This is a genomic window from Streptomyces sp. NEAU-W12, from assembly GCF_026242095.1.
GTDB lineage: Bacteria > Actinomycetota > Actinomycetes > Streptomycetales > Streptomycetaceae > Streptomyces.
This window is the reverse complement of the sequence record NZ_JAPJDM010000002.1, coordinates 13,555-40,553: the sequence shown is the minus strand read 5'-3', so window position 1 is coordinate 40,553 and position 26,999 is coordinate 13,555. Positions and strand designations below refer to the sequence as shown.

Annotated in this window: 23 protein-coding genes; 14 read left to right on the top strand and 9 right to left on the bottom strand. The window is 73.8% G+C overall.

All coding sequences use genetic code 11. From position 1 onward, the window contains the following. Position 1: 1 nt before the first annotated feature. The 4 genes from ORI94_RS02425 to ORI94_RS02410 form a co-directional block, all read right to left on the bottom strand. Positions 2 to 688 (bottom strand): response regulator, encoded by a 687-nt coding sequence (locus ORI94_RS02425; protein WP_266072012.1) that lies wholly within the window; start codon positions 686 to 688, stop codon positions 2 to 4. A 52-nt stretch (positions 689 to 740) separates the two neighbouring features. Beyond that, positions 741 to 2,012 (bottom strand): sensor histidine kinase, encoded by a 1,272-nt coding sequence (locus tag ORI94_RS02420; RefSeq protein WP_266072011.1) that lies wholly within the window; start codon positions 2,010 to 2,012, stop codon positions 741 to 743. 103 nt (positions 2,013 to 2,115) lie between these two features. Beyond that, entirely contained in the window at positions 2,116 to 2,397 is a 282-nt protein-coding gene (gene pspAA, locus ORI94_RS02415; RefSeq protein ID WP_266072010.1) for a PspA-associated protein PspAA, read from the bottom strand. Positions 2,398 to 2,466: 69 nt separating this feature from the next. Then, positions 2,467 to 3,261: a PspA/IM30 family protein gene (locus ORI94_RS02410; protein ID WP_078878471.1), complete on the bottom strand. Its 795-nt coding sequence runs from the start codon at positions 3,259 to 3,261 to the stop codon at positions 2,467 to 2,469. A gap of 215 nt (positions 3,262 to 3,476) precedes the next feature. Between ORI94_RS02410 and ORI94_RS02405 the strand changes: the two genes are divergently transcribed. Together ORI94_RS02405 and ORI94_RS02400 are read left to right on the top strand one after the other, a co-directional pair. Further along, a complete protein-coding gene (locus ORI94_RS02405; protein WP_266072523.1) occupies positions 3,477 to 4,151 on the top strand; it encodes a DUF3043 domain-containing protein in 675 nt (224 codons plus the stop codon). Positions 4,152 to 4,279: 128 nt separating this feature from the next. After that, positions 4,280 to 4,999, top strand: coding sequence for a class I SAM-dependent methyltransferase (locus tag ORI94_RS02400; protein WP_266072521.1), 720 nt, complete (start codon positions 4,280 to 4,282; stop codon positions 4,997 to 4,999). A gap of 94 nt (positions 5,000 to 5,093) precedes the next feature. Here ORI94_RS02400 and ORI94_RS02395 read toward each other — a convergent pair whose 3' ends face one another. After that, positions 5,094 to 5,306, bottom strand: a complete 213-nt coding sequence (locus ORI94_RS02395) for a hypothetical protein (protein WP_266072009.1) — start codon at positions 5,304 to 5,306, stop codon at positions 5,094 to 5,096. A 162-nt stretch (positions 5,307 to 5,468) separates the two neighbouring features. Between ORI94_RS02395 and ORI94_RS02390 the strand changes: the two genes are divergently transcribed. Then, a complete protein-coding gene (locus ORI94_RS02390) occupies positions 5,469 to 6,668 on the top strand; it encodes a bifunctional adenosylcobinamide kinase/adenosylcobinamide-phosphate guanylyltransferase (RefSeq protein WP_266072008.1) in 1,200 nt (399 codons plus the stop codon). 39 nt (positions 6,669 to 6,707) lie between these two features. Here ORI94_RS02390 and ORI94_RS02385 read toward each other — a convergent pair whose 3' ends face one another. Beyond that, positions 6,708 to 7,859, bottom strand: coding sequence for a class I SAM-dependent methyltransferase (locus tag ORI94_RS02385; protein WP_266072007.1), 1,152 nt, complete (start codon positions 7,857 to 7,859; stop codon positions 6,708 to 6,710). Between the two features lie 216 nt (positions 7,860 to 8,075). On the opposite strand from ORI94_RS02385, the gene cobT reads away from it, so the two are divergent. After that, positions 8,076 to 9,320, top strand: a complete 1,245-nt coding sequence (gene cobT, locus ORI94_RS02380; RefSeq protein WP_266072006.1) for a nicotinate-nucleotide--dimethylbenzimidazole phosphoribosyltransferase — start codon at positions 8,076 to 8,078, stop codon at positions 9,318 to 9,320. 296 nt (positions 9,321 to 9,616) lie between these two features. Here cobT and ORI94_RS02375 read toward each other — a convergent pair whose 3' ends face one another. Next, complete coding sequence (locus ORI94_RS02375; RefSeq protein WP_266072005.1) at positions 9,617 to 10,381, bottom strand: hypothetical protein; 765 nt, start codon at positions 10,379 to 10,381, stop codon at positions 9,617 to 9,619. A 15-nt stretch (positions 10,382 to 10,396) separates the two neighbouring features. Here ORI94_RS02375 and ORI94_RS02370 point away from each other — a divergent pair, with 15 nt between their 5' ends. Then, positions 10,397 to 11,233: an adenosylcobinamide-GDP ribazoletransferase gene (locus tag ORI94_RS02370; protein ID WP_266072004.1), complete on the top strand. Its 837-nt coding sequence runs from the start codon at positions 10,397 to 10,399 to the stop codon at positions 11,231 to 11,233. A gap of 39 nt (positions 11,234 to 11,272) precedes the next feature. On the opposite strand, the gene ORI94_RS02365 is transcribed toward ORI94_RS02370, so the two are convergent. After that, positions 11,273 to 12,115, bottom strand: a complete 843-nt coding sequence (locus ORI94_RS02365) for an endo alpha-1,4 polygalactosaminidase (protein WP_266072003.1) — start codon at positions 12,113 to 12,115, stop codon at positions 11,273 to 11,275. Positions 12,116 to 12,429: 314 nt separating this feature from the next. Between ORI94_RS02365 and ORI94_RS02360 the strand changes: the two genes are divergently transcribed. The 7 genes from ORI94_RS02360 (at position 12,430) to ORI94_RS02330 (ending at position 23,541) form a co-directional block, all read left to right on the top strand. Beyond that, entirely contained in the window at positions 12,430 to 13,977 is a 1,548-nt protein-coding gene (locus ORI94_RS02360; RefSeq protein WP_266072002.1) for a leucyl aminopeptidase, read from the top strand. 495 nt (positions 13,978 to 14,472) lie between these two features. Continuing rightward, the gene (gene lpdA, locus ORI94_RS02355; protein WP_266072001.1) at positions 14,473 to 15,861 is read left to right on the top strand and encodes a dihydrolipoyl dehydrogenase; all 1,389 of its coding nucleotides are present in this window, start codon (positions 14,473 to 14,475) and stop codon (positions 15,859 to 15,861) included. Between the two features lie 60 nt (positions 15,862 to 15,921). Further along, positions 15,922 to 17,784 (top strand): 2-oxoglutarate dehydrogenase, E2 component, dihydrolipoamide succinyltransferase, encoded by a 1,863-nt coding sequence (gene sucB / locus ORI94_RS02350; protein ID WP_266072000.1) that lies wholly within the window; start codon positions 15,922 to 15,924, stop codon positions 17,782 to 17,784. 497 nt (positions 17,785 to 18,281) lie between these two features. Further along, the gene (locus tag ORI94_RS02345) at positions 18,282 to 18,905 is read left to right on the top strand and encodes a GntR family transcriptional regulator (RefSeq protein WP_266071999.1); all 624 of its coding nucleotides are present in this window, start codon (positions 18,282 to 18,284) and stop codon (positions 18,903 to 18,905) included. A gap of 268 nt (positions 18,906 to 19,173) precedes the next feature. After that, complete coding sequence (gene aceE, locus ORI94_RS02340) at positions 19,174 to 21,876, top strand: pyruvate dehydrogenase (acetyl-transferring), homodimeric type (protein ID WP_266071998.1); 2,703 nt, start codon at positions 19,174 to 19,176, stop codon at positions 21,874 to 21,876. 103 nt (positions 21,877 to 21,979) lie between these two features. Then, the gene (locus ORI94_RS02335) at positions 21,980 to 22,978 is read left to right on the top strand and encodes a helix-turn-helix transcriptional regulator (protein WP_266071997.1); all 999 of its coding nucleotides are present in this window, start codon (positions 21,980 to 21,982) and stop codon (positions 22,976 to 22,978) included. 44 nt (positions 22,979 to 23,022) lie between these two features. Then, positions 23,023 to 23,541 carry a DUF4240 domain-containing protein gene (locus ORI94_RS02330; RefSeq protein ID WP_266072519.1) on the top strand — a complete coding sequence of 173 codons (519 nt, stop codon included), beginning with the start codon at positions 23,023 to 23,025 and terminating at the stop codon, positions 23,539 to 23,541. Here the strand turns inward: ORI94_RS02330 and ORI94_RS02325 are convergent. Beyond that, on the bottom strand, positions 23,508 to 24,335 hold the full coding sequence (locus tag ORI94_RS02325) for a peptidoglycan recognition protein (protein ID WP_266072517.1): 828 nt from the start codon (positions 24,333 to 24,335) through the stop codon (positions 23,508 to 23,510). The genes ORI94_RS02330 and ORI94_RS02325 overlap by 34 nt on opposite strands. A 284-nt stretch (positions 24,336 to 24,619) precedes the next feature. On the opposite strand from ORI94_RS02325, the gene ORI94_RS02320 reads away from it, so the two are divergent. Both ORI94_RS02320 and ORI94_RS02315 read left to right on the top strand, forming a co-directional pair. Then, positions 24,620 to 25,804, top strand: coding sequence for a MarP family serine protease (locus tag ORI94_RS02320; protein WP_266071996.1), 1,185 nt, complete (start codon positions 24,620 to 24,622; stop codon positions 25,802 to 25,804). Between the two features lie 47 nt (positions 25,805 to 25,851). Continuing rightward, a complete protein-coding gene (locus ORI94_RS02315) occupies positions 25,852 to 26,754 on the top strand; it encodes a TIGR01777 family oxidoreductase (RefSeq protein ID WP_266071995.1) in 903 nt (300 codons plus the stop codon). The last annotated feature ends 245 nt before the right edge of the window (positions 26,755 to 26,999 follow it).

Here is a 26,999-nt window from a genome sequence, read left to right as displayed (position 1 = left end):
TTCAGTCCGTCCTCGGGCGGACCAGACCGGACTCGTAGGCGGTCACGACCAGTTGGGCCCGGTCGCGGGCGCCGAGCTTGGACATGGCCCGGTTGACGTGTGTCTTGACGGTCAGCGGGCTGACCTCCAGTCGTTGGGCGATCTCGTCGTTGGAGTGGCCGCCGGCGACCTGGACCAGCACCTCGCGTTCCCGCACGGTCAGCGAGTCGAGCCGTCGGGCGCGGGCCGGGTCGCGGTCGGCGCCGTCGGCCGTGCCCTCCTGGGCGAGGAAACGGGCGATCAGGCCCTTGGTGGCGGCCGGGGACAGCAGCGCCTCGCCCTCGGCGGCGATCCGGATGGCGTTCAGCAGTTCGCCGGGTTCGGAGCCCTTGCCGAGGAAGCCGGAGGCGCCGGCCCGCAGCGACTGCACCACGTAGTCGTCGACCTCGAAGGTCGTCAGGATCACCACACGGACCCCGTCGAGTTCGGGGTCCGCGCTGATCAGGCGGGTGGCCGCGAGGCCGTCGGTGCCGGGCATCCGGATGTCCATCAGGACGATGTCCGCGCGCTGTTCGCGGGCCAGGCGGACCGCCTCGGCGCCGTCGGACGCCTCGCCCACCACCTCCATGTCCGGCTCGGAGTCGACGAGCACGCGGAAGGCGCTGCGCAGCAGGGCCTGGTCGTCGGCGAGCAGGACGCGGATGGTCACGGGTTCCCCCAGGAGTGCTGGTCACGGGCAGCCGTCCCGCGCTGCGGACGGGTCACGAGCCGCCCCGGGCCGCGGACGTGCGGGACTCGACGGGCAGGATCGCATGGACGCGGAAGCCTCCGCCGTAGCGGGGGCCGGTGGTGAGGGTGCCACGCAGGGCGGTGACGCGTTCCCGCATCCCGAGCAGGCCGTGGCCGCCGCCGTCGCCGTTCGCGGCGGAGGTGGCGGAGGCGGAGACGCCGGAGGCGTCGGGGTGAACCGCGCCGGTGCCGTCGTCGAGGACGGTGACCTCGAGGTGCGGGCCCACCCGGACGACGCTGACCTCCGCCTTCGCCTCGGCGCCGGCGTGTTTCTGGACGTTGGTGAGAGCCTCCTGGACGACCCGGTAGGCGGCCAGGTCGACGGCGGCGGGCAGCGCGGGGGCGTGGTCCGGGCCCTGGTCCTCGCGGGCGACCAGGACGCGCAGGCCGGCGCTGCGGAAGGTGCCGGCGAGTTCGTCGAGACGGTCGAGGCCGGGGGCGGGCTCGGTGGGGGCCTCGGGGTCGCCGGACTGGCGCAGCAGGCCGACGGTGGCCCGTAGTTCGCCGAGCGCCGAGCGGCTGGCCTCGCGTACGTGGGCGAGGGCCTCCTTGGCCTGGTCGGGCCGCTTGTCCATGACATGGGCGGCGACCCCGGCCTGGACGTTGACCAACGCGATGTGGTGGGCGACGATGTCGTGCAGATCGCGGGCGATGCGCAGGCGTTCCTCGGCGACGCGGCGGCGGGCCTCCTCCTCCCGGGTGCGTTCGGCCCGCTCGGCACGTTCCCTGATGGCCTGGACGAAGGCGCGGCGGCTGCGGACGGCGTCCCCGGCGGTGGCGCCGATCCCGGTCCAGGCGAAGATCCCCAGGTTCTCCTGGGCGTACCAGGGCAGCGGGCCGGCGATCATGGCGGCAGCGGTGAGGACGGTCATGGTGAGCAGGCCGGCCCGCCAGCTGGTGGGGCGGTCGGTGGTGGAGGCGACGGTGTAGAGCGCGACGACCACGCACATCGCGACCGGGGCGCGGGGGTCGCCGGTGACGGACTCCACCAGGGAGGCGCCACCGGTGAAGCCGAGGACCGCGCGGGGCGCGCGGCGCCGGAAGGAGAGCGCGGCGCCGGCGAGCACCATCAGGACCAGGCTGAGCAGGTCCGGGGCGCGCAGCGTCCAGGTGACGCCGTCAGGGCCGTGCGGGTCGACGAGGGAGCCGGCCAGCATGCACGCCAGGACGCCCGCGGCCAGGGCCGCGTCCAGAGCGAAGGGGTGCGCGCGCAGCCGGCACCGGGCCCGCTGGAAGGTGCTCACAGCCGTTCACCGTACGGCGTCGCGGAGGCGTACGGGGGACGTACGGATGCGGGAGGTACCGATGGGGACGGTACGGATGCGGGCGGCCTGGCGGGCCGGGGTGTCATGTGCCGGGGATCAGGCCGTCGTCGCCGAGCAGCTCCCGGACCTCCTCGATGGTCGCGTCCGGGGAGGGGAGGATGAGGTCGGAGGGTTCCAGCGCGTCGACCGGCAGCGGTTCGCCGAGCTCGTGGACCCTGTTCAGCAGGGCGGTGAGGGTGCGGCGGAAGCCGGGGCCGTCGCCGTTGTCCATCTCGACGAGGAGTTCCTCGTCGAGTTTGTCCAGCTCGGCGAGGTGACTCTCGGCCAGAGCCACCTGCCCCTCCCCCATGATCCGTACGATCATGTCGGCCTCCTGGGCACCCGCGCGGGGGCCTCACTCGTCATCGGCACGGGCCGGTGTCCCGTGCGGCGGTCACTGCTTGTCGAACCTCGGGGTGTCCTGCGGCTGCTGCGACCGGGACTGCTCGCTGCCGCCCTCGATGGCCTGCTTCTCCGTGGAGGAGCCTCCGGCCAGCTCGGCCTTCATGCGCTGCAGTTCCAGCTCCACATCCGTACCACCGGAGAGCCGGTCCAGCTCGGCCTGGATGTCGTCCTTGCGCATGCCGGACTGGTCGTCGAGGGCACCGGAGGCGAGCAGCTCGTCGATGGCGCCGGCCCGCGCCTGGAGCTGGGCGGTCTTGTCCTCGGCCCGCTGGATCGCCAGCCCGACGTCGCCCATCTCCTCGGAGATGCCGGAGAAGGCCTCCCCGATCCGGGTCTGCGCCTGCGCCGCCGTGTACGTGGCCTTGATGGTCTCCTTCTTCGTACGGAAGGCGTCGACCTTGGCCTGGAGCCGCTGGGCCGCGAGGGTGAGCTTCTCCTCCTCGCCCTGGAGCGTCGCGTGCTGCGTCTCCAGGTCCGTCACCTGCTGCTGGAGGGCGGCGCGGCGGGAGAGGGCCTCGCGGGCGAGGTCCTCACGGCCCAGCGCCAGCGCCTTGCGGCCCTGGTCCTCGAGCTTGGAGGACTGGGACTGCAGCTGGTTGAGCTGGAGCTCCAGGCGCTTGCGGCTGGTCGCCACGTCGGCGACGCCCCGACGGACCTTCTGGAGCAGCTCCAGCTGTTTCTGGTACGAGTAATCGAGGGTCTCGCGCGGATCCTCGGCCCGGTCCAGGGCCTTGTTCGCCTTCGCGCGGAAGATCATCCCCATACGCTTCATGACACCGCTCATGGGCTTCGCGCGCCCCCTTCTGACGGACTCCGGCTCACACTTCTGCGACAGAACCCACAGTACGGGCCCTGCATCCATTACCGCACTGTCCGGGGGCGGATGTGCTCATCCCCAAGGACGACTGCGCCTCCTCCCGGTCCGGCGCAGGGAGTAGGTGATCCCCGGGTGCCGGCGGACAACGCACCCAAGTCGCGCACAACGCCCCTTCCGTACTTCTGCAGACGCGTGGTGTTGCCGGATCGTTCCCCCCGGGGCTGGGGTCCAACCCCGTACACCCCGTACCCTTGGGTTTTGTGTTCCGTAGCCGTGCCAAGGAAGAGAAGGCCCACGCCGACAAGGCGACGGTGACCGACTCCACTCAGACCCGCCACCCGGAGGCCCCGAAGGGCCGCCCCACGCCCAAGCGCAGCCAGGCGCAGACCCAGCGGCGCAGCGTGGCCAATACGTCGATGACGCGCAAGGAGGCCGCCAAGCGGCAGCGTGACGAGCGCCGGGCCGCGATGGAGCGCCAGCGCCAGGCGCTGGCCAGCGGCGACGAGCGCTACCTGCCCGCCCGCGACAAGGGGCCGGTGCGCCGGTTCGCGCGCGACTACGTCGACTCGCGGTTCAACATCGCGGAGTACTTCCTGCCGATGGCGGTGATCATCCTGGTGCTGAGCATGATCCGGGTGCCCCAACTGCAGAACGTGGCGCTGCTGCTGTGGCTCGTCGTGATCGTGCTGATCGTGCTCGACTCCCTCGTGACCGGCTTCCGGCTGAAGAAGCGGCTGGCCGAGCGCTTCCCCGACGACAAGCGCCGCGGCGCCGTCGCCTACGCGCTGATGCGCTCGCTGCAGATGCGCCGGCTGCGCCTGCCCAAGCCCCAGGTCAAGCGCGGGGAACGGCCCTGAGCACCACGCCGTTCGCCGACGGCGCGGCGCCCGCCGCGGTGCCCGCGCAGGTCCCGCCCTCCGCTCCGGGGGTGAACGGGGCGGCCGGGCCGCCCGGGAGCCTGCGGGAGGTCGTGCAGCAGGAGCTGTTGGCCCGGCAGCTCGACGAACAGATAGTGGGGCGGTTTCCGGTCGGACGGCGGCTGCGCGTGCTGGATGTCGGCATGGGCCGGGGCCCGCAGTCGCTGCGCCTGGCGCGGGCGGGCCACCAGGTGACCGGTCTGGAGCGGGACGCGCAGCTGATCGCCGCCGCGCGCGCGGTGCTCGCCGGGGAGCCCGAGGGCATCCGCGAGCGGGTGCGGATCATCGAGGGCGACGGCCGGGACACCGGGGTGCACTTCCTGCCGGGCAGCTTCGACGTGGTGCTCTGCCACGGCGTGCTCATGTACGTGGCGGAGCCGGACCCGCTGGTGGCGGGGCTGGCCCGGATGCTCGCTCCCGGCGGCCTGCTGTCGCTCCTGGTGCGCAACGGCGACGCGCCGGCGATGCGGTCCGGTCTGCGCGGCGACTGGGCCGGGGCGCTGACCGCGTTCGACTCGGCGTGCCACATGGACGGCTCGGGGCTCGAGGTGCGGGCCGACCGGCTGACGGACCTGACGGCTACCCTCGCGGGGCTCGGTGCGCCGCTGCACACCTGGTACGGGGTCCGGGTCTTCACGGACACGGCGGTGGACGGAGCCCGGGTCGCGCACACCCCCGGCTGTCCCGACGACCTGGCGGCGCTCCTCGCGGTCGAGGAGCGGGCCGGCCGGACGGACCCCTACCGCGGGGTGGCGTCGCTGCTCCACCTGTGCGGCGTACGGGGCTGAGCGGCCGGGGGACGGGCGGGGGCCGGAGCCCTCGCCCGGAGAGCCGCGTCGCCCTCGCCCGGGTTCTCACGTCCGGGTTCTCATGCCCGTGGGTTCACGCCTCTTCCGCGTGCAGGCTCATCGGCCCGTAGATCTCCGTGGTGTCCTCCAGCAGCCGCACCTGGTCGGCGCCGCCCTCCGCCAGGGCCTTCCAGTTCTCCCCGATCCAGGACTCGGCGTCCCCCTGCGTGGTGAAGTCCTCCGGGGTCACCGCGGGCTCGACCTGCGTCCCGTCGGCCTTCTCGAACCGCCACGTCCATGCCGCCATGTACGCCTCCGTGGGTATGAGCACCTGCACGACAGGAGCCGGATCACGGTCCGGCTCCTGGAGCAGAGCCTAGAGCCTGTCCGGCGGATGATTCGGTGGATCATCGGTGACAGTGCCCGGTCGGGCGCGCAGGAGGCGTGGGGAGGGGCGAAAATCGGGTCCGTGGAACTCACTCTGCTCGGCACCGGTGCCCCCGCGGGCCTGCCCCGCCCCGACTGTCCCTGCGCCGCCTGCGCGTTGGCCGCCGGTCCGTACGCGCGCGCGGCGACCTCGCTGCTCGTGGACGGCTCGCTGCTGCTGGACCTGATGCCGGGTGTGGCGTTCGCCGCCGCCCGCGCGGGGCGTTCGCTGGGCGGTGTGCGCCAGGTGCTGCTCTCCCATCCGCACGACGGCCCCGCGGTCGAGGTGCCGGCCGGGCTGCCGCAGCCCGGCCGGGTGCCGGACGGGCGGGAGCTGGCGCTGCTGACGGGCCATCGGGTGCGCGCGATGGCGCTGGACGCGCCGGGCACCGGGTACGCGGTGACCGGTCCGGACGGGCAGCGGCTGCTGTACCTGCCGCCGGGCACGGCGCCGGCCGGTCTGGAGGAGCCGGCCGAACCGTACGCCATGGTGCTGCTGGACGTCGTGGGGCGTCCGGACGCGCTGGCGCGGCTGCGGGCGGTGGGCGCGGTGGGCGCGACGACGGACGTGGTCGCCGTACACCTCGACCACGACGTGCCGCCGGGTGCGGAGGAGCGGCGCCGGCTCGCGGCGGCCGGGGTGCGCGCCGTACCGGACGGGACCACGCTGGAGGTGGGTGCCTACGAGGACGTGCCCGACCTGCCGCGCCGGACGCTGGTCCTGGGCGGGGCGCGGTCCGGCAAGTCGGTGGAGGCCGAGCGCCGGCTGGAGTCCCTGCCCCGGGTGCTGTACGTGGCGACCGGCGGGTCCCGCAACGGGGACACCGAGTGGGCGGCCCGGGTGTCGGCGCACCAGGAGCGGCGGCCGGGGTCGTGGCGGACCGTGGAGACCTGCGATCTGGTGCCGCTGCTGGGGGTCGACGGGCCGCCGCTGCTGGTGGACTGCCTGTCGCTGTGGCTGACGGACGCCATGGACTCCGTGGGGGCGTGGGACGACGCCCAGTGGGCCGACGGCGGGGAACGGGCGCTCAGGGAGCGGGTGCGTGAGCTGACGGACGCGGTGCGCGCGACCCGGCGGACCGTGGTCGCCGTGTCCAACGAGGTGGGCTCGGGCATCGTCCCCGCCACCGCGTCCGGCCGCCGGTACCGGGACGAACTCGGGCGGCTGAACGCGGCGTTCGCGCAGGAGTGCGAGCAGGTGCTGCTGGTGGTGGCGGGCCAGGCGCTGGTGCTCCGGGGGTGAGCCACGAGGGCCGGAGCCTGAAAAGGGCCGGGGGCGGGGTCAGTTCGGCGGCTTCGCCGGCTTGCGCGCGACGATCCGGTACGCGTTGGCGAACGGGGTGTGCCGCAGGACGGGCGCCAGCGCCAGGTCCGCCAGCGCCGCGACGGCGACCAGCGGGGCGCCGGCGCGCAGCAGTACGGCGCGTGCCTGCTGCTGGAACGGGGTCGGCGGGATCGCGCGCCAGGGGGTGTCCGGGGCGGGCAGGGCGTGGGAGAGGGCCAGCGCGGCGGCGCCGGCCAGGTCGTACGGAACGTACACGGGACGGTGCTTGGCGCCGGCTCCGGTGGGCCCGGATCCACCGGAGCCTGTGGTGACGATCGTGCAGCCGAGCGACTCCAGTTCGGCCCGGAGGTTGCGCGGGGGCAGCAGATGCAGCCGCCGGGGCTGGTCGTAGGACAGCCACCGGCTGCCGAACAGGGCGGCGAACGCGCTGCCGGGGTCCAGGGTCTCGATGAGCAGATGGCCGCCGGGGCGCAGGGCGTCCAGGGCGGCGTGGAGTTCGGCCCGCGGGTCGGTGGTGTGTTCGAGGTGGTGCAGCAGGCTGACGACGTCGTAGCGGGCCGCCACCCGGGCCCGCACCTTCGGGTCCGTCAGCGCGCCGATGTGGGCCTCCTCGACACGGCCGAGGACGCGGGCGCGTTCGACGCGCGCGGTGAGGTCGGTGCCGTCGAAGGCGGTGTACGGGAAGAACTCCCGCGCGGTGTCCGGGAAGCGGGCGTGTCCGGTGCCGACGTCCAGCCAGCTCTCCGGTTCACCGAAGCGCAGCATCGCGCGGGCCGTGGCCCGGCGGCGGCGCGGGGCGTCGCGCAGCGCGAGGACGGCGTCGGTGACGGCGTCCCGGGGGGCCCCGCGCAGCGCCCGCCGGTGGAAGGCCAGACCCTCGGCGGTGAGGCGGGGGTTCTGGAAGGTGTGCCCGCAGTCCCGGCACGCGTCGACGGTGAACCGGCCCGGCCGGTGTCGCCGCAGGTCGCCGGTGCGCAGCCGGTTGCACAGCCGCGCCGAGCCGCACCAGGGGCAGTCCGCGCGGCGCGCCTCGTGCACCCGTACGGAGGCGGCCTGCTGTGCGGGAACGACCGGGGCACCGGGGGCGACGGGCGGTGGGGCGGCGGGCGGCGGGGCGGCGGGTGCGTCGGGGGCGTCGGGCACGGACATGGGCGGCTCCGGGTGAGGGGGCGGGCGGGGAGGGTTCGAAGGGCCAGGTGATGACATTCCCTTGCAAAACGTTACGGATCGGATGGCGATCCCGGGCGCAATGACGCCGGGGTGGCGTCGTCCGGCGGGCGGGATGCCGGCGGCGCGGCCCGGGTGACGCCGGCGACGGGCCCCGGGGCTCCGGCGTGTTCGATCCGGGCCGGTACTGTTCGGCGAATGAGCGCGCTGAATCTCGACGACTTCACCGATCTGATCGAGCGTCCGGACGGCGGGGTACGCCGTGACGCGGAGGCTCGCCGCGAGCGCCAGATCGTGCCGCCCGGGGCGCTGGGCCGTCTCGACGAGCTGGGTGAGTGGCTGGCCGCCGCGCAGTCCGCGGTGCCGGTGCGGCCGGTCGAACGGCCGCGGGTCGTCCTCTTCGCCGGAGATCACGGGGTCGCCCGGCTGGGGGTCTCGGCGCGGCCCGCGGGCAGTGCCGGGGAACGGGTGCGCGAGGTGCTGGAGGGCGGCCGCCCGGTGTCCGTGCTGGCCCGGCGGCTCGGGGTGCCGGTGCGGGTGGTCGACATGGCCCTGGACTGCGAACCGGACGCCCTGCCCGAGGACGTCGTACGGCACCGGGTGCGGCGCGGCAGCGGACGGATCGACGTCGAGGACGCGCTGACACCGGAGGAGGCCGAGGCGGCGTTCCGGGCCGGGGTCGCGGTGGCCGACGAGGAGGCCGACTCCGGTACGGATCTGGTGGTGCTCGGCGATGTGAGCGTGGGCGGCACCACGGCGGCGGGCGTGCTGGTGGGCGCGCTGTGCGGGACGGACGCGTCCGTGGTCACCGGGCGCGGTGGCGTGGCGATCGACGACCTGGCCTGGATGCGCAAGTGCGCGGCGATCCGCGACGCGCTGCGGCGGGCCCGGCCGGTGCTCGGCGACCAGTTGCGGCTGCTGGCGACGGTGGGCGGGGCCGACCTCACCGCGATGACGGGCTTCCTGCTGCAGGCCGCGGTACGGAAGATGCCGGTCGTGCTCGACGGGGTCGTGACGGCGTCGTGCGCGCTGGTGGCGCAGCGGATCGCGTTCCGGGCGCCGGACTGGTGGCTGGCCTCGCACGACAGCGGTGAGCCGGGCCAGGCGAAGGCGCTGGACCGGATGGCGCTGGAGCCTCTCCTCGCCCACGGCGTCACCGTGGGCGAGGCCACCGGCGGCCTCCTGGCCCTCCCCCTGGTCCAGGCTGCGGCCGCCCTGGCCGCGGAACTCCCGGAACACCCCGAGGAGTCGAAGGCCTCAGGGCCCCCGGACGTCTCGACACCCTCGGGCAGTCCGGCCGAAGCGGACCGGCCCGGGCAGTCGGAGACGTCGGGAACGCCGGAGACCTCGGGAACGCCGGCGCCCTCACAGCCGTCGGCGGCCGACGGGCAGCCGACGACCGACGGGCAGCCGGAGCCGGCCCCGACGCCGAAGCCCGAGTAGCCCCACACCCCCCACCCGAGCGATCGCCCGGAGCAACACCCCGCCGCGTCACCCGCGCCCGACGCGGCGGGGCACGAGCCCTGCCCCGCACCGGACGCGGCGAGCCGACCGCCAGGGTGGCAGGCGCCCTTCCGCCGGGCACTCGCCGGCCCCGGCAGCGACCCCGGCGGCAGCCCCGGCACCGCGGACGCCGCGCCGGTGCCGGGGGCGCAGCCGGCTTCGCCCCCGGGGGACGTCCCGGGCGGCCCGCGCCCTCACCGGACGGAGGGCCGCGCCGGGAGCAAGCTCCCGGCCCGTCAGCCGCGTTCGAGCGGTGGGGGCGGGTCCGGGTCGGGTGTGCCGCCGATCCAGTCCTGAAGGGTGCGGCGGGGCCCCGACCAGCGGAGGTCGTGGTGGTAGGCGCGCAGGACGGCCCGGGCGCGGGCGCGATGCCTGTGCCGGTAGAAGCGTCTCGCCCAGGGCGAGCCGGGACGGGCCAGACGCAGCGCGCCGATCACGGCGACGAGGGGCACGATCACGCCGAACACGGCGAGCCTCGTCTTGCCCTTGCTCAGGGCGATGAGTGAGAAGAGGAAGTTGACCGCGACGTTCAGGGCGACGCCCGCGCGGTTCTGGAGTTCGTCCTCGCTCAGGTCGTCGACGCCGAACGGCGAGAAACCGGACAGCACCAGCCCGACCATCGCGGCGGTGAGGACGACCACCTCGACGCTCTGCCGGCCCGCCTCGGTCCAGTAGACGTCGTCGAGGTGCAGGATCAGCGCGAACTCGTCCAGGACGAGACCGGCGCCGACGCCGAAGACGACCGCGCTGAGCGCGGACCCGAAGCCGTGCCGGCCGCCCGCCACCGCGCCGAAGCCGCCGACGACGGTGAGGATCACGCCGGGCACGACGTGGTGGATGTGCAGACCCCCCGCCTTCACGTTGCCGAAGGGGCCCCTGCCGGCCCGGATCAGCCGGGTGACGGTCCGGGTGATCACGAAGGTGAGGACGAAGGCGGTGAGGGCGAGGAGCAGCGGCAGCTTCCCCGGCTCGATGATGTTCCGCTGCAGCCAATGTCCCATAAGCGCACTTTATCCATGGCTGCCCGGGGCGCCCCGCCGGCCACCGGGTACCCTGCGCCGGTGTCCGCACCTTTCCCGGCCTCGCTGTCCGACGGTCTCCGCTTCGCTTTCGGCACCCTGACCGTGCTCCCGGTCCGGGTGGCCCGCTGGGACCGCCCGGCCGCGCGCGGCGGCATGCTGTGCGCCCCGCTCGCCGGGCTGGTGGTGGGCGCCGCGGCAGCCGCCGCCGGGCTCCTGCTGCTGCTCCTCGGCGCGGGCGCGCCCCTCGCCGCCGTCGCCACCGTCGCCGTACCCGCCGTGCTCACGCGAGGGCTGCACCTCGACGGGCTGGCCGACGTCGCGGACGGGCTCGGCAGCGGCAAGCCGGCCGAGGACGCGCTGCGGATCATGAAGCAGTCGGACATCGGCCCGTTCGGCGTACTCACCCTCGTCCTCGTACTGCTGGCCCAGGTGGCCGCACTGGCCCGGGCGTACGACGGCTCCTGGACCCGGGGTGCGCTCGCCGCCGTGGTCGCGGCGGTCGCGGCCCGGCTCGTCCTCACCCTCGCCGCCCGGACCGGGGTGCCGCCCGCCCGCCCGGAAGGGCTGGGCGCCGCGGTCGCCGGGGTCGTGCCGCGGCCGGGGGCGACGGCCGTCGCGCTCGCGGTGACCGGCGCGGCGGCGGCCGGGGGCGCCCTCCTCGGCGCGGACGGCGCCGTCCGCGGCGTCCTCGCGGTACTGCTGTCGGCCGCGGTCGCGGAACTCCTCCTGCGGCACTGCGTACGCCGCTTCGGCGGGGTCACCGGCGATGTGTTCGGCGCGCTGACGGAGACCGCGGCGACGACCGCCCTCGTCGTCGCGGCGCTGGGCTGAGCGGCCCCCGCCGGACCCCCGGCGCGCCCGGCACCGGCCTCAGCAGGCCTGCCTCCAGACCCCCAGTTCGTACTTCTTCAGCAGGGAACTCAGCTTCAGCCGCCGGGAGTCGGCGCAGAAGCGGTCGGTGGGCAGTTCGTACTCGGCGTGGAAGACGGCCTTGCCGGCCTCGACGAACGGGGTGAGCCGCGCGCACTCGCCGTACTGGGCGCACTGCTCGTTGACCGCGAAGTCGTAGTCGCCGACCAGCTGCGGGATCTGGTCCAGGTCGTTCTTCAGGCCGACGGCCAGGCCGCGTTCGTGGGCGAGCCGGGCGATCAGGCGGTTGTAGCGGAGCTGGTGGGCGGCGGTGAGCGGGAACCCGGTGCGGTTGCGGTAGCCGTCCATGTTGTCCGGCTCCACCGCGTCGAAGCCCTTGTCGCGGCACATGTCGAACCGCTCGGCCATGATCGGTTCCAGGACGTCGGTACGCCGGATGTCGAGCCAGCGCTCGCCCTCCCAGCCGTTGCCGCGGCCGATCACCTCGTCGGGGAAGTCCCCGGCGTCGGGGCGGAAGTCCTCCCAGGCCCCCGTGGACAGGTAGCAGATGACCTTGCGGCCGTCGCGGTGCAGCCGCGCGACCGTGTCCCCGGAGTGGTCGAACCCGTCGATGTCGTAGACCGGCACGTCGACCGAGGTGTCGAGGCGCCCGCTGAGCTGCCACTGCCAGCCGGTACCGGGACGCGGCTGCCAGCGTGAACCGGGGTCCCCGGTCCGCCCGGAGCCCCCGTCGGCGCCGGCGGGGGCTCCGGAGCCGGTGCAGCCCGCGAGCAGCAGCGCGCACAGAGCGAGAGCGAGGGTGAGAGCGAAGGGCGTGCCGGGCGGTCCTGCGTGTCGTCTCATGGGTCTCGTCTCAGAGGTCGTGTCTCGGGGCGGTGGCTCGGGGCGGTGGCTCGGGGCGGCGTCTCGGGGTGTTCCGCCGTCGTCCGGCGGTCCGCGGCCGGGTCCCGGAGACGGCCGCCACATCACCGATCGATAAAGACCCGCGTGAGGGAGTGGACACGCAGACGCGCGTAGTCTCGTCCGGAGTGTCGCCGTACCGGGGAAGGCCCCGCCGAGACCGTACCGTCAGGTCGCCGTTAGGGTCGGCGCCGGGTTCGGTCGACCCACACCTTTCGGCCACAGCAACTTCACATCGGAAGCGAGAAATCACCACCGTGACTGCTCTCACTCTCAGCACCGCCGCGTTGCCCGGCCTGCGGGCCGACGCGATCGTGATCGGTGTCGCCAAGGGCACTGCGTCCGCGGCCGGTGGCCCGGTCGTCGTACCGGGCGCCGAAGCCGTGGACAAGGCCTACGACGGCAGGCTCACCGGCGTCCTGGAGACCCTCGGCGCGTCCGGCGCCGAGGGTGAGGTGACGAAGCTCCCCGCGCCGACCGGCTTCAAGACGCCGCTCGTGGTCGCGGTGGGCCTGGGCACCCAGCCCGAGAAGGACGCCGCTCCCGACACCGAGGCACTGCGCCGGGCGGCCGGCGTGGCCGCCCGCGCCCTGTCCGGCTCCAAGAAGGCCGTCTTCGCCCTCCCGATGACGGACGCCGCCGACGCCGGCGCGGTCGCCGAGGGCGCGCTGCTCGGCGCGTACTCCTTCGACGCCTACAAGAACACCTCCGACAACGGCGGCAAGGGCAGGAAGAAGGCCCGCAAGGCGCCGCTCGCCGAGGTCGTGCTGGCCGGCGTGCCGTCCCGCGACAAGGCCTTCAAGGCGGCCGTCGCACGGGCCACCACGGTGGCCGAGGAGCTCAACCGGGCCCGTGACCTGGTCAACACCCCGCCCAACGACCTCGATCCCGAGGCCTTCGCCGCCGTCGCCCAGGCCGCGGCCAAGGAGCACGGCATCAAGGTGCAGGTGCTCGACGAGAAGGCGCTGGCCAAGGGCGGCCACGGCGGCATCCTCGGGGTGGGTGCCGGCTCGGCGTCGGGTCCGCGGCTGGTGAAGCTGTCGTACACCTCCGCGAAGGCGAAGAAGCACCTCGCCTTCGTCGGCAAGGGCATCACGTACGACTCGGGCGGCATCTCGCTGAAGCCGGCCGGGCACAACGAGACGATGAAGTGCGACATGAGCGGTGCCGCCGCCGTGTTCGCGGCGGTCGTCGCCGCCGCCCGCCTCGGCCTCGCGGTCAACGTCACCGGCTGGCTGGCGCTGGCCGAGAACATGCCGTCGGGTTCCGCCACCCGCCCGGGTGACGTGCTGCGCATGTACAGCGGCAAGACGGTCGAGGTGCTCAACACCGACGCCGAGGGCCGTCTGGTCCTCGCGGACGCGCTGTGGGCCGCCTCGGAGGAGGAGCCGGACGCGATCGTGGACGTGGCGACGCTGACCGGCGCGATGGTCCTGGCGCTGGGCAACCGCACCTTCGGCATCATGGCGAACGACGACACCTTCCGCGCCGCGGTGCTGGAGGCCGCCGAGGAGGCCGGCGAGCCCGCCTGGCCGATGCCGCTGCCGGAGCACCTGCGCAAGGGGATGGATTCGGCCACTGCCGACATCGCGAACATGGGCGAGCGGATGGGCGGCGGGCTGGTCGCCGGTCTCTTCCTGCGCGAGTTCGTCGGCGAGGGCATCACCTGGGCCCACCTCGACATCGCGGGGCCGGCTTTCAACGAGGGCGGCCCCTTCGGGTACACGCCCAAGGGCGGTACGGGCTCGGCGGTACGGACGCTGGTCCGCCTCGCGGAGCAGACGGCGGCCGGCGAACTGGGCTGAGCCGTCCGGTCCGGTCGCCGGCGGGCCCCGTGCCCGCGCGGACGCCGTGGGCGAAGCGGCCGGCCCACATCGGCCGGGCCCCAAGGACACGACGGGGACGTTCGTCCCGGCGGCACGCCGCCCGGGCGGCGGTCCGGCGGGGCGAGCGCGCCCCTCGTGGCCCGTCACGGAACGCGCCGGCAGTGTCCCGAGCGGGGCGGGGCCCCGCCGTCACGCGCGGGTCCCCCCGGGCCGGCCCGTCCAGGCCGGCCCGGGTGCTTCGGGGGCGTGTCGTGCCGGGCCTCGCACGTGCTCACCACGCCTGCGGCGGGCGGACGTTCGAACGTGGGGCGTCTCACACCGCCGCCCCGCGTCTCGTTCCGCGTCGACAAGTGCGAGGATAGGGCTCGGCAGGACAGGGCCCCACCGAAGGGCCGAAGGCAAAAGAGCGGCCGGACACCAGCCGCCGACCGGTCACTGGAGACCGGCGTGGCGCACATGCATGGAGGACGTGACGTGGCGAACGACGCCAGCACTGTTTTCGACCTAGTGATCCTCGGCGGTGGCAGCGGTGGTTATGCCGCGGCCCTGCGCGGGGCGCAGCTGGGCCTGGACGTCGCCCTGATCGAGAAGGACAAGGTCGGCGGTACCTGCCTGCACAACGGGTGCATTCCCACCAAGGCCCTGCTGCACGCGGGCGAGATCGCCGACCAGGCCCGCGGGAGCGAGCAGTTCGGTGTGAAGGCCACCTTCGAGGGCATCGACATGGCGGCCGTCAACAAGTACAAGGACGACGTGATCTCGGGCCTGTACAAGGGCCTGCAGGGTCTCATCGCCTCCCGCAAGGTGACCTACATCGAGGGTGAGGGCCGGCTGTCCTCGCCGACCTCCGTCGACGTGAACGGTCAGCGGGTCCAGGGCCGCCACGTCCTGCTGGCGACCGGCTCCGTGCCGAAGTCGCTGCCGGGCCTGGAGATCGACGGCAACCGGATCATCTCCTCCGACCACGCCCTCGTCCTGGACCGTGTGCCGAAGTCCGCGATCGTGCTGGGCGGCGGCGTCATCGGCGTCGAGTTCGCCTCCGCGTGGAAGTCCTTCGGCACCGACGTGACCATCGTCGAGGGCCTCAAGCACCTCGTCCCGGTCGAGGACGAGAACAGCTCGAAGCTGCTGGAGCGGGCGTTCCGCAAGCGGGGCATCAAGTTCAACCTGGGCACCTTCTTCGAGAAGGCCGAGTACACCCAGGACGGCGTGAAGGTCACCCTCGCCGACGGCAAGGAGTTCGAGGCCGAGATCCTGCTCGTCGCCATCGGCCGCGGCCCGGTCTCGCAGGGCCTCGGCTACGAGGAGGCCGGGGTCGCCATGGACCGCGGTTACGTCCTGGTCGACGAGTACATGCGGACCAACGTCCCGACCGTCTCCGCGGTCGGTGACCTCGTCCCGACGCTCCAGCTCGCGCACGTCGGCTTCGCCGAGGGCATGCTGGTGGCGGAGCGGCTGGCCGGTCTGAAGACCGTCCCGGTCGACTACGACGGCGTGCCCCGGGTGACGTACTGCCACCCCGAGGTCGCCTCCGTCGGCATCACCGAGGCCAAGGCCAAGGAGATCTACGGTGCGGACAAGGTCGTCGCCCTGAAGTACAACCTGGCGGGCAACGGCAAGAGCAAGATCCTCAAGACCACGGGCGAGATCAAGCTCGTCCAGGTCAAGGACGGTGCGGTGGTCGGCGTCCACATGGTCGGCGACCGTATGGGCGAGCAGGTCGGCGAAGCACAGCTGATCTACAACTGGGAGGCGCTGCCTGCCGAGGTCGCCCAGCTGGTCCACGCCCACCCGACGCAGAACGAGGCGCTCGGCGAGGCCCACCTTGCCCTCGCGGGCAAGCCCCTCCACTCCCACGACTGACCTCTTCGGTCACGGGCGCGACGACACAGACTTCCGCACTTCTAAGGAGCAACCGAAACCATGGCGGTTTCCGTAACCCTTCCGGCGCTCGGCGAGAGCGTCACCGAGGGCACTGTCACCCGCTGGCTGAAGGCCGAGGGCGAGCGCGTCGAGGCCGACGAGCCGCTGCTCGAGGTCTCCACCGACAAGGTCGACACCGAGATCCCCTCTCCGGCCGCCGGCGTGCTGTCCTCCATCAAGGTCGCCGAGGACGAGACCGTCGAGGTCGGTGCCGAGCTGGCCCTGATCGACGACGGCACCGGCGCGGCCGACGCCACCCCGGCGGCGGCCGAGGCGCCCGCCGCCGAGCAGCCCGCCGAGCCGGCCCCGCAGGCCGAACAGCCCGCCGCACCGGCTCCCGAGCCGGCCCAGGCCGCCCCGTCCACCGAGCAGGCCGCCCCGGCGCCCGCTCCCACCCCCGAGGCCGCCGCCGGCGGCGGCTCCGCCGAGGGCACCGACGTGGTCCTGCCCGCGCTCGGCGAGTCCGTCACCGAGGGCACCGTCACCCGCTGGCTGAAGTCGGTCGGTGACAGCGTCGAGGCCGACGAGCCGCTGCTCGAGGTCTCCACCGACAAGGTCGACACCGAGATCCCGGCGCCCACCTCGGGTGTGCTGCTGGAGATCACGGTCGGCGAGGACGAGACCGCCGAGGTGGGCGCCAAGCTCGCCGTCATCGGCGCTCCGGGAGCCGCTCCGGTGGCTGCCGAGCAGGCTCCGGCCGCCCCGGCGCAGCCCGAGCCGGAGCCCGCCCCGGCGCAGCCCGAGCCGGCGCCGGAGCCCACCCCGGCGCAGCCCGAGCCCGAGCCCGCCCCGGCTCCGGCTCCGGCGCCGCAGCAGGCCGCTCCGGCACCTGCCCCCGCCCCGCAGCAGGCCGCTCCGGCTCCGCAGCCGGCTGCCCCGGCCCCCGCGCCGGCGGCTCCGGCCGCGGCTCCCGCCGCCGCCCAGCCGACCGACGAGGGCGCCTACGTGACCCCGCTGGTGCGCAAGCTCGCCGCCGAGCACGGCGTCGACCTGTCCACGGTCAAGGGCACCGGCGTCGGCGGCCGGATCCGCAAGCAGGACGTGGTCGCCGCGGCCGAGGCCGCGAAGGCCGCCCCGGCGGCGGCTCCCGCGCCGCAGGCCGCCCCGGCCGCCAAGCGGGGCCCGGTCCTCGAGGCGTCGCCGCTGCGCGGTCAGACCGTGAAGATGCCGCGGATCCGCAAGGTCATCGGCGACAACATGGTCAAGGCGCTGCGCGAGCAGGCGCAGCTGTCCTCGGTCGTCGAGGTCGACGTCACGCGGCTGATGAAGCTGCGCACGCGGGCCAAGGACGCGTTCGCGGCCCGTGAGGGCGTCAAGCTCTCCCCGATGCCGTTCTTCGTCAAGGCCGCGGCCCAGGCGCTGAAGGCCCACCCGGCCGTCAACGCCCGGATCAACGAGGCCGAGGGGACCATCACCTACTTCGACACCGAGCACATCGGTATCGCGGTGGACTCCGAGAAGGGCCTGATGACCCCGGTCATCAAGAACGCCGGTGACCTCAACATCGCCGGTATCTCCAAGGCCACGGCCGACCTCGCGGGCAAGGTCCGGGCGAGCAAGATCACTCCGGACGAGCTGTCCGGCGGGACCTTCACCATCAGCAACACCGGTTCGCGCGGCGCGCTGTTCGACACGATCATCGTGCCTCCGGGCCAGGTCGCGATCCTCGGCATCGGTGCCACGGTCAAGCGCCCGGCCGTCATCGAGACGGAGGAGGGCACGGTCATCGGCGTCCGCGACATGACGTACCTGACCCTCTCCTACGACCACCGTCTGGTGGACGGCGCCGACGCGGCCCGTTACCTGAACTCGGTCAAGGCGATCCTGGAGGCGGGCGAGTTCGAGGTCGAGCTCGGCCTGTGATCCACGGCCGCTGAACCGGGGCGCCGACCCCGGTCACCGGTGCCCCCGTCCGGAAGTCTCCGGGCGGGGGCACCGTCGTGTGCGGAGCTCGGTGCCCGGGCTTGGTGAGCGGTGCCCGGTACGCCGCGCTTCGCATCCGGGCGGCTCGAGCCGTGGGAGCTCGGGTGACGCCGGCCTCGGGGGCGCCGGCCCGGCAGGCGGGCCCGCTGCAGCGAACCGGGCGGGCCGGTTCGCGCGGGCCGGGCGGGATCGGCGGGCCCTGTCGCGCGGGCCGGGCGGGTCCGGGCGCATCCGTAGCGGGCTGGGGCGTGTGCGCTGTGTAAGCCTCGTCTCACCTGGTTGAAAGCGCCCTGTGCGCCCCTCCCGGACGGTGTCACAGCCGTATTGTCTAAGGGTCAATCGCCCTCAAGGGTCCTGTCCGTCGCCCGTCCGCCGCCCCTCGACGGGGCCCGTCGGGCGGCTGTCTCGGATTCACGAGTCCTGTTCAAGGAGCCCTCATGACCGCGCCCGTCGTCCACTCGCTGCGCGAGCAGATCCGCGAGCACATCCTGGAAGGGATCATCAGCGGGCGCTGGCAGCCGGGCGAGCGGATCGTGGAGCGACGGATCGCGACGGAGCTCGAGGTCAGCCAGACGCCGGTGCGGGAGGCGCTGCGCGAGCTGGAGTCGCTGCGGCTGATCGAGTCGGCGCCCAACAAGGGCGTCCGGGTGCGGAACCTCTCGGCCACCGACCTGGAGGAGAGCTACCCGGTGCGGGCCGGTCTCGAGGCGATCGCCGCGGAACTGGCCGCGGAGCGGCTGGCGGAGGACTGCTCGGCGCTGGAGCCGCACGTCGCCGCGCTGTACGAGGCCGACCGCGTCGCCGACGGCACGGGCCAGGTGCGGCACACGGTCGCCTTCCACCGCGAGCTGGTCCGCGCGGCCGGCAACTCGGTGCTGCTGCACACCTGGGAGGGCCTGGGCATCGAGGTCTTCACCGCCCTGTCCATCCGCTGGCTGGGCACGGTCCAGCAGTCGTACGCGGAGGAGCACCAGGACCTGGTGGCCGCGTTCCGCCGCCGTGACCCCCGGATCGCGGAGATCGTGAAGGCCCACGTGCTGGGGTGCGCGCCCCGGGCGTGAGCCCGTCGAGGGAGCTCCGGAGACCCTTGCCCACCTGCGAGAACACCGCCTCCTTCGCGTCACTCGGTGCCACTTGCCCGGGCACCGCGTGCCGACTTTCTTGAAATCAAGAGATTTTCACCTGAACCCTTTGATCGATCATCGATCAGCGGGTTATGGTCGCCTGCGGGCTCTCCACCAGAGCCCCAGCCCTGTCCTGCCAAAGACCAAGGGCACCCCCGAACCCTTACCGATGAGGGAACCCCCTTCGACTGAGGAAGGCGGCGACATGACCGACCCCAAGGCCATCCAGCCGAGCGAGCTGGACCAGCTCCCGGACCGCGACCCCGAGGAGACCGCCGAATGGCAGGCCTCCCTCGACGCCGTCGCCAAGGCCGCCGGACCGCACCGGGCCGCGTACCTGATGCGCCGTACGCTGGAGCGCGCCGAGGGCGCCGGCGTGGCGCTGCCGCAGCTTCTCGAGACCGACTACGTCAACACCATCCCCACCGCCGCCGAGCCCGCCGTGGACGGCGACGAGGCGATGGAGTCCCGCATCACCGCGTGGAACCGCTGGAACGCGGCGGCGATGGTGACCCGCGGCAGCAAGTACGGCGTCGGCGGCCACATCGCCACCTTCGCCTCCGCGGCCTGGCTCTACGAGACCGGCTTCAACCACTTCTTCCGCGGCAAGGAGGGTGACGGCTCCGGCGACCAGCTCTACATCCAGGGCCACGCCTCCCCCGGCATCTACGCCCGCGCCTTCCTCGACGGCAGGCTGACCGAGGGGCACCTCGACAACTTCCGCCGCGAGGCCGGCGGCGACGGGCTGCCGTCCTACCCGCATCCGCGGCGCCTGCCGTGGCTGTGGGAGTTCCCCACGGTCTCGATGGGCCTCGGCCCGATCTCCGCGATCTACCAGGCGCGGTTCAACCGCTATCTGACCAGCCGCGGCATCAAGGACCTGTCGAACTCCCACGTGTGGGCGTTCCTCGGCGACGGCGAGATGGACGAGCCGGAGTCCACCACCGCGCTCACCCTCGCCTCCCGCGAGGGCCTGGACAACCTGACCTTCGTCATCAACTGCAACCTGCAGCGGCTCGACGGCCCGGTCCGCGCCAACTTCAAGATCGTGCAGGAGCTGGAGGCCCAGTTCCGCGGCGCCGGCTGGAACGTGGTCAAGAGCCTGTGGGGCACCGCCTGGGACGAGCTGTTCCGGCTGGACACCACCGGCGCGCTGGTCCGCCGCCTGCGCGAGGTGCCCGACGCGCAGGTCCAGACGTACCAGACCCGCGACGCCGCCTACATCCGCGAGGACTTCTTCGGCAAGGACCCGGCGCTCGTCGAGATGGCGAAGCTGCTGAGCGACGACAAGATCGTCGAGTGCTTCCACCTCTCGCGCGGCGGCCACGAGGCCCGCAAGGTCTACGCCGCCTACCGCGCCGCGCTCTCCCACACGGGCGCGCCGACCGTGATCCTGGCCCAGACGGTCAAGGGCCACACGCTCGGCGAGGGCTTCGCGTCGAAGAACGCCAACCACCAGATGAAGAAGCTGTCGGTGGACGAGTTCAAGGCGATGCGCGACCGCCTCGAACTGCCGATCAAGGACAGCGACTTCGTCGACGGCGTGGTCCCCTACGGCCACCCGGGCGCCGACTCCCCCGAGGTCCGTTACCTCCAGGAGCGGCGCGCGGCCCTCGGCGGTCCGGCCCCGGCCCGCCGTGTGCACCCCGTCGCCCCGCTGCCGGCCCCGGCGGACAAGGCGTTCGCCGCCTTCGACAAGGGCTCCGGCTCGCAGAACGTGGCCACCACCATGGCCTTCGTCCGCCTGGTCAAGGACCTGGTCCGCGACAAGGAGACCGGCAGACGCTGGGTGCCGATCGTCCCCGACGAGGCGCGCACCTTCGGCATGGAGTCGCTCTTCCCGTCGCTCGGCATCTACTCGCCCAAGGGCCAGACGTACGAGCCGGTCGACCGCGACCAGCTGATGTACTACAAGGAGGCCGAGAACGGGCAGATCCTCAACGAGGGGATCACCGAGGCCGGTTCCATGGCCGACTTCATCGCCGCCTCCACGTCGTACGCGACGCACGGCGAGGCGATGATCCCGTTCTACATCTTCTACTCGATGTTCGGCTGGCAGCGCACGGCCGACCAGATGTGGCAGCTCGGCGACCAGCTCGGCCGCGGTTTCCTCGTCGGTGCCACCGCCGGCCGCACCACGCTCACCGGTGAGGGCCTGCAGCACGCCGACGGCCACTCGCCGGTCATCGCGGCGACCAACCCGGCCGCGCTGAGCTACGACCCGGCCTTCGCGTACGAGATCGCCATCATCGTCAAGGACGGTCTGCGCCGGATGTACGGCGAGGCGGCCCCGGGCGAGGACCAGAACGTCTTCTACTACCTGACGGTCTACAACGAGCCTCTCCCGCAGCCGGCCAAGCCGTCGGCCGCCGGGATCGACGAGGGCATCCTCAAGGGCCTGTACCGCTTCAACACGGCGGAGTCGGCCGGGCTCGCCCCCGCGGCCGACGCGGCGCGGATCCAGCTGCTCGGTTCCGGTACGGCGATCCACTGGGCGCTGAAGGCCCAGCGGATGCTCGCCGAGGAGTGGGGCGTGGCGGCCGACGTGTGGTCGGCGACGTCGTGGACCGAGCTGCGCCGGGACGCCATGGAGGCGGACGAGGCGCTGCTGCGCGGCGAGGAGCGGGTGCCGTACGTCCGGCAGGCACTCCAGGGTGCCGAGGGTCCGGTGCTGGCGGTCTCCGACTACATGCGCCAGGTCCCCGACCAGATCGCGCAGTGGGTCGAGCAGGACTACACCTCGCTGGGCGCCGACGGCTTCGGCCTCTCCGAGACCCGCGAGGCGGCCCGCCGCCACTTCGGGATCGACGCCGAGTCCGTCGTCGTCGCGGCGCTGGCACAGCTCGCCCGGCGCGGCGAGGTACAGGTGACGGCCGTGAAGGAAGCGCGCGAGAAGTACGGCCTGTAGGAACTGCAGGACCTGCAGGACTCCGTAGGACCAAGGGGTTCCTCGGGTTCGACGGCAGGAGGCCCCCGCCGCGGCGGGGGCCTCCTGCTGCATCATGGGCGCCATGCGCGCTGCCCGGCTGATCAAGATGGTGCTGCTGCTCCAGTCCCGGCCCTCCATGACCGCCGCCGAGCTGGCGCGCGAGCTGGAGGTGTCGGAGCGGACCGTCACCCGGGACGCGCAGGCCCTGTCCGAGGCCGGGGTGCCGGTGTACGCGGACCGGGGACGGACCGGCGGGTACAGGCTGGTCGGCGGCTACCGGACCAGGCTGACGGGGCTGGCCCGCGGTGAGGCGGAGGCGCTGTTCCTGTCCGGGGTGCCGGGCGCGCTGCGCGAGATGGGGCTGCAGGACACGGCCTCCGCGGCCCGGCTGAAGGTGTCGGCGGCACTGCTGCCGTCCCTGCGGGACGCTCCGCGGACGGCGGCCCAGCGCTTCCATCTGGACGCCCCGAACTGGTTCTGCGAGGTGCCGGCGCCCGAGCTGCTGCCGACCGTGGCGGACGCGGTGTGGGACGACCGCCGGGTCGTCGCGCGCTACCGGCGCGGGGCCACCGAGGTGGAGCGGGAGCTGGAGCCGTACGGGCTCGTGCTCAAGGCGGGTGTCTGGTACCTGTGCGCGCGGGTGCCGGGGCACGGGACTTTCCGGGTGTACCGCGTCGACCGGTTCGCGCTGGTCGGAGCGGGCACGGAACGCTTCGAGCGCGACCCGGAGTTCGACCTGCCCGCGTTCTGGGAGGAGCGGGCGGAACAGTTCGCGCGCTCGATCCTGCGGACGGAGGTGGTGGTACGGCTGTCGCCCGAGGGGATGCGCGCGCTGCCGCACGCCGTGGACCCGGTGGCCGCCCGGGAGGCACTGGCCGAGGCGGCCGGAGCCGACGGTGAGGGGGGCGGTGACGGATGGGTGACGGTGACCCTGCCGGTGGAGTCCGAGGAGGTCGCCCGCACCCAGCTCACGGCGCTGGGCCCCGAGGCGGAGGTGCTGGCGCCGGCGTCGCTGCGGGAGTGGTTCGCCGCCCAGGCCGTACGGCTGGCCCTGCTGTACGGGCCGGAGCGGTCCGCGTGATCCGGGGTGCGTCCGGTGGTTCCAGGGCCGATGCTTGACGCGTGATGGACGAGACGGAGTTCTGGGAGCTGGTCGACACCGCCCGCGAGGACGCCGAGGGCGATCCGGAGGAGCAGGCCGACCTGCTCGTGGAGCGGCTCGCGCGGCTGGACCCGGAGGCGGTCCTCGACTTCGCCCGGCACTTCGAGTCCCGCTACCACCGCGCCTACCGCTGGGACCTGTGGGGCGCCGCCTGGGTGCTCCTCGACGGGGCGAGCGACGACGCCTTCGACTTCTTCCGGTGCTGGCTGATCGGCCAGGGCCGAGAGGTCTTCGAGGGCGCGCTGCACGACCCGGATTCCCTGGCCGGTCTGCTGGACGACTTCGACGAGGAGATCGACGGCGACGGCGAGGAGCTCGGCTACGCGGCGGACGAGGCGTACGAGCAGCTCACCGGCATCATGGCCCCCGACCTGGACCTCCCCGCCGGCCCGGTCGAGCCCGAGGGCACGCCGGTCGACTTCGAGGACGACACCCGGCTCGCCGAACGCTATCCCCGCCTCTGGGACCGGTTCCGGCCCTGAGCCCGGCCCTGAGCCCGGCCCTGAGCCTCCTCCTGTTCCTCCTGCCGGTGTCCGGCACCCGGCCGGCGGCTCTGGAGTTCCGCCGCCCTCTCCCTGATCTTCGGCAGGCGGGCCTGCAGGGCGGCGCCCGGACAGCTGGTCATGAAGCCGTCGGTGTGGCCCGCGAGGGCGGGCAGCATGGCGGTGGTGCCGGCCGCGTACCTGCTGCGGCCGTTGCTGGAGACCAGCCGGACGTCGGATCGCGGGTCGGTGCCGGACAGGCCGAGCTTCCAGGCGGCCAGCTCGGCGATCGCGCGCTCCATCGCGTGCGGCACGGGCACCCCGGCGGTGAAGGTGCCGAGCGCGGCGATGCCCGTGGTGCGGTGGTTGAAGCCCTGCGTGTGGGCCCCGGTGACGGGGCGGTCGGTGCCGCCGGCGCGGCCTTCGTAGATGGTGCCGCACCGGTCGACGACGAAGTTGTAGCCGATGTCGTCCCACTCCCGGGCGCTGGTCTGCCCTTCGTAGACGTTGCGGATGTGGGTGGGGGCCTCGGCGCAGTCGTAGTCGTTGGGCGAGTCGGTGTGGTGGACGAAGACGGCGACGACCTCGTCGTCGTAGCGCGGGGGCGGCTGTTCGCGGCCGGCGTCGCCCACCCAGGCCGCTCTCGACACGATGGGCGGCCTGGGCGCCGTGTGGGCGGCCGCCTTGCGGGCGGTGACCGCGGCGGACGAGGGTTCCGCGGCCCGTTCGACGCCGTACGCGCACAGCACCAGGGCGACCGCCGCGGCGACGCCCGGCAGACAGCCGAGCAGCACTCTGACGGCTCCGGGCAGGCCCGTGCGGCCGGCTCCGCCGGGTATCCGGGAAGCACGGCGCAGCCGCGCTCCCCTCGGTCTCGTGAGGGCACGCATGGCTTCACTTTGGGGCGGACCGGGCCGCCCCGCGACGCGGCCGTGCCGACCGGTGGAACCATCGTCCGGGTCTCCGGCGTTCTTCCGGGTACCCGCGCGTGCGGCCGCTTCCCGGTGGTCACTCGCGCGTGGCTGATCACCGGGCCCCTCCCCCACGGGGGAGAGGGCCCGAGAGAAAGGCGGCGTGCGTGGACCTGCTCGACATCCTGCTGGTGCTGGTCGTCCTGGCCTATGCGGCGTCCGGCTACCGGCGCGGCCTGCTGGCCGGCTGCGTGTCGCTGGCCGGTTTCGTGGGCGGTGCGGTCGTCGGCGTGTGGATTCTGCCCTGGGTGATGGAGCTGGTGACCCCGGGGACGACCGGGGCGACGGTGACGGCCCTGCTCACGGTGCTGCTGCCGGCGGCCGTGGGCCATGAGGCGGCGGGCCGGGTGGCGCTCAGGCTGCGGCGGGAGCTGGACCGGGGGCCGCTGCGGGTGGCGGACGGGATCGGCGGGGCGGCGGCCAACTCGGTGGCCGTGCTGATCGTGGCCTGGGTGCTCGCGTCCGTCCTCGGCGCCTCCTCGTCCCCGCTGATCACTTCCGCGATCCGGGACTCGCGCCTGCTCGGCGCGGTCCACGAGGTGATGCCGGACACCACTCCCGCCTGGTTCTCACGGGCCACCTCCGCGCTGACCGAGGCGGGCTTCCCGCGGGTCTTCAACCCGTTCGAGAACGAGTCGACGGCCGAGGTCGCCGAGCCCTCCGGCGACAGCGTCACCGCGGCCGCCACCCGGGCCGCCCAGCGGAGCACGGTGAAGATCGAGGGCGTCGCGGGTCTCCAGGGCCGCGAGGGCAGCGGCTTCGTGTACGCGGCGGAGCGCGTGATGACCAACGCCCATGTGGTCGCCGGCATCGACGAGCCGACCGTGCGGGTCGGCGGCGTCGGGCGGGCGTACGCGGCCCGGGTGGTGCTGTTCGACCCGCAGAAGGACGTGGCCGTGCTGTACGTGCCCGAACTGCGGGCGCCCGTCCTGCGGTTCGTCGAGGACGCCGGCCGCGGCGACTCGGCGGTCGTCGCGGGCTACCCGCAGGACGGCGACCTGAACCTCCAGGCGGCGACGGTCGCGAACCGGGTGCAGGCGAGGGGGCAGAACATCTACGGCGACCGGGTCGTCACCCGCGAGATCTACTCCATCCGCTCCACCGTGCGCCCCGGAAACTCCGGCGGACCGCTGCTGACCACCGACGGCCGGGTCTTCGGCGTGGTGTTCGCCCGGTCCACCTCGGACACGGAGACCGGCTACGTCCTGACCGCGGCCGAGGTCGCCGAGGACGCGGAGCGCGCGGCCGACGCGACGGCACCGGTGGGCACCGGGGAGCTCGTGACGTCGTAGGGCGGCGGGTCCGCCGTGGTGTCCGGGCCGCGGGGCAGGATGGACCCATGGAATCTTCCCGAATCGCGGTGGCCGGTGCGTCCGGCCTCATCGGCGGCGCACTCGTACGGTCCCTGACCGCCGACGGGCACACGGTGGTGCGCCTGGTGCGCAGGACACCCCGCACCGAGGACGAGGTGCGGTGGGACCCGGAACGGGGGTCCGTGGACGCGGCCGGGCTCGCCGGGTGCGACGCCGTGGTCAATCTCGCCGGTGCCGGGGTGGGCGACCGCCGCTGGACACCCGAGTACAAGGAGCGGATCCGCACCGGCCGGGTGCGGGGCACGGCGGCGCTCGCCGAGGCGGTCGCCGGTCTGGAGCGGGACGTACGGCCGCGGGTGTTCGTCAACGGCAGCGCCATCGGCTACTACGGCGAGACCGGTGACCGGGCGGTCGACGAGAGCGCGCCGGCGGGCTCGGGTTTCCTGCCGGAGCTGTGCGTCGAGTGGGAGGCCGCCGCGGCACCGGCCCGGGAGGCGGGCGTGCGGACGGTGTTCGCCCGGACGGGGCTCGTGGTGGCCCGCGGGGGCGGTGCGTGGGGCAGGCTCTTCCCGCTGTTCCGGGCCGGGCTGGGCGGACGGCTGGGCGACGGGCGCCAGTACTGGTCGTACATCGCCCTGCACGACGAGGTGGCCGCCCTGCGCCATCTGCTCGACACCGACGGGCTCTCCGGGCCGTTCAACCTGACCGCGCCGCACCCGGCGACCAACCGTGAGATCACCGAGGCGATGGGGCGCGTGCTGCGTCGGCCGACGGTGCTCGCGGTACCGGCGCCGGTGCTGCGGAGGGTGCTCGGCGAGATGGCCCAGGACGTGCTGGGCAGCGCCCGGGTGCTGCCGACGCGGCTGCTGGAGTCGGGGTTCCGGTTCGCGTTCCCGGACATCGAGGGGACGATCCGCGCGGCCCTGTGACGGGGCGGGGGCCCGGCGGGTGCCGGCGTCGACGCCCTTCGGAGGGAGACAGCGCCGGGCAGCCGTGCGGAGGACATCGGCAACCGGACGCCGGACGGAGGACGCCGAGCACCGGGGTGAGGACGTCGGGTGCCGGACGTCGAGCGCCGGGCTGAGGACACCGGACGCCGGACACCGAGCGCCGGACACCGAGCGCCGGACACCGGGCTGAGGACACCGGGCTGAGGACACCGGGTGCTGGGCGC

Excerpts from the sequence above, each read along its gene's own strand:
- ORI94_RS02315 (WP_266071995.1), top strand. The coding sequence starts at position 25,852 with ATGGAATCTTCCCGAATCGCGGTGGCCGGTGCGTCCGGCCTCATCGGC.
- sucB (WP_266072000.1), top strand. The coding sequence starts at position 15,922 with ATGGCGGTTTCCGTAACCCTTCCGGCGCTCGGCGAGAGCGTCACCGAG.
- ORI94_RS02395 (WP_266072009.1), bottom strand. The coding sequence starts at position 5,306 with ATGGCGGCATGGACGTGGCGGTTCGAGAAGGCCGACGGGACGCAGGTC.
- ORI94_RS02330 (WP_266072519.1), top strand. The coding sequence starts at position 23,023 with ATGGACGAGACGGAGTTCTGGGAGCTGGTCGACACCGCCCGCGAGGAC.
- ORI94_RS02410 (WP_078878471.1), bottom strand. The coding sequence starts at position 3,261 with ATGAGCGGTGTCATGAAGCGTATGGGGATGATCTTCCGCGCGAAGGCG.
- ORI94_RS02370 (WP_266072004.1), top strand. The coding sequence starts at position 10,397 with ATGGCTGCCCGGGGCGCCCCGCCGGCCACCGGGTACCCTGCGCCGGTG.
- cobT (WP_266072006.1), top strand. The coding sequence starts at position 8,076 with ATGAGCGCGCTGAATCTCGACGACTTCACCGATCTGATCGAGCGTCCG.
- ORI94_RS02385 (WP_266072007.1), bottom strand. The coding sequence starts at position 7,859 with ATGTCCGTGCCCGACGCCCCCGACGCACCCGCCGCCCCGCCGCCCGCC.
- ORI94_RS02335 (WP_266071997.1), top strand. The coding sequence starts at position 21,980 with ATGCGCGCTGCCCGGCTGATCAAGATGGTGCTGCTGCTCCAGTCCCGG.
- aceE (WP_266071998.1), top strand. The coding sequence starts at position 19,174 with ATGACCGACCCCAAGGCCATCCAGCCGAGCGAGCTGGACCAGCTCCCG.
- ORI94_RS02365 (WP_266072003.1), bottom strand. The coding sequence starts at position 12,115 with ATGAGACGACACGCAGGACCGCCCGGCACGCCCTTCGCTCTCACCCTC.
- ORI94_RS02375 (WP_266072005.1), bottom strand. The coding sequence starts at position 10,381 with ATGGGACATTGGCTGCAGCGGAACATCATCGAGCCGGGGAAGCTGCCG.
- ORI94_RS02345 (WP_266071999.1), top strand. The coding sequence starts at position 18,282 with ATGACCGCGCCCGTCGTCCACTCGCTGCGCGAGCAGATCCGCGAGCAC.
- pspAA (WP_266072010.1), bottom strand. The coding sequence starts at position 2,397 with ATGATCGTACGGATCATGGGGGAGGGGCAGGTGGCTCTGGCCGAGAGT.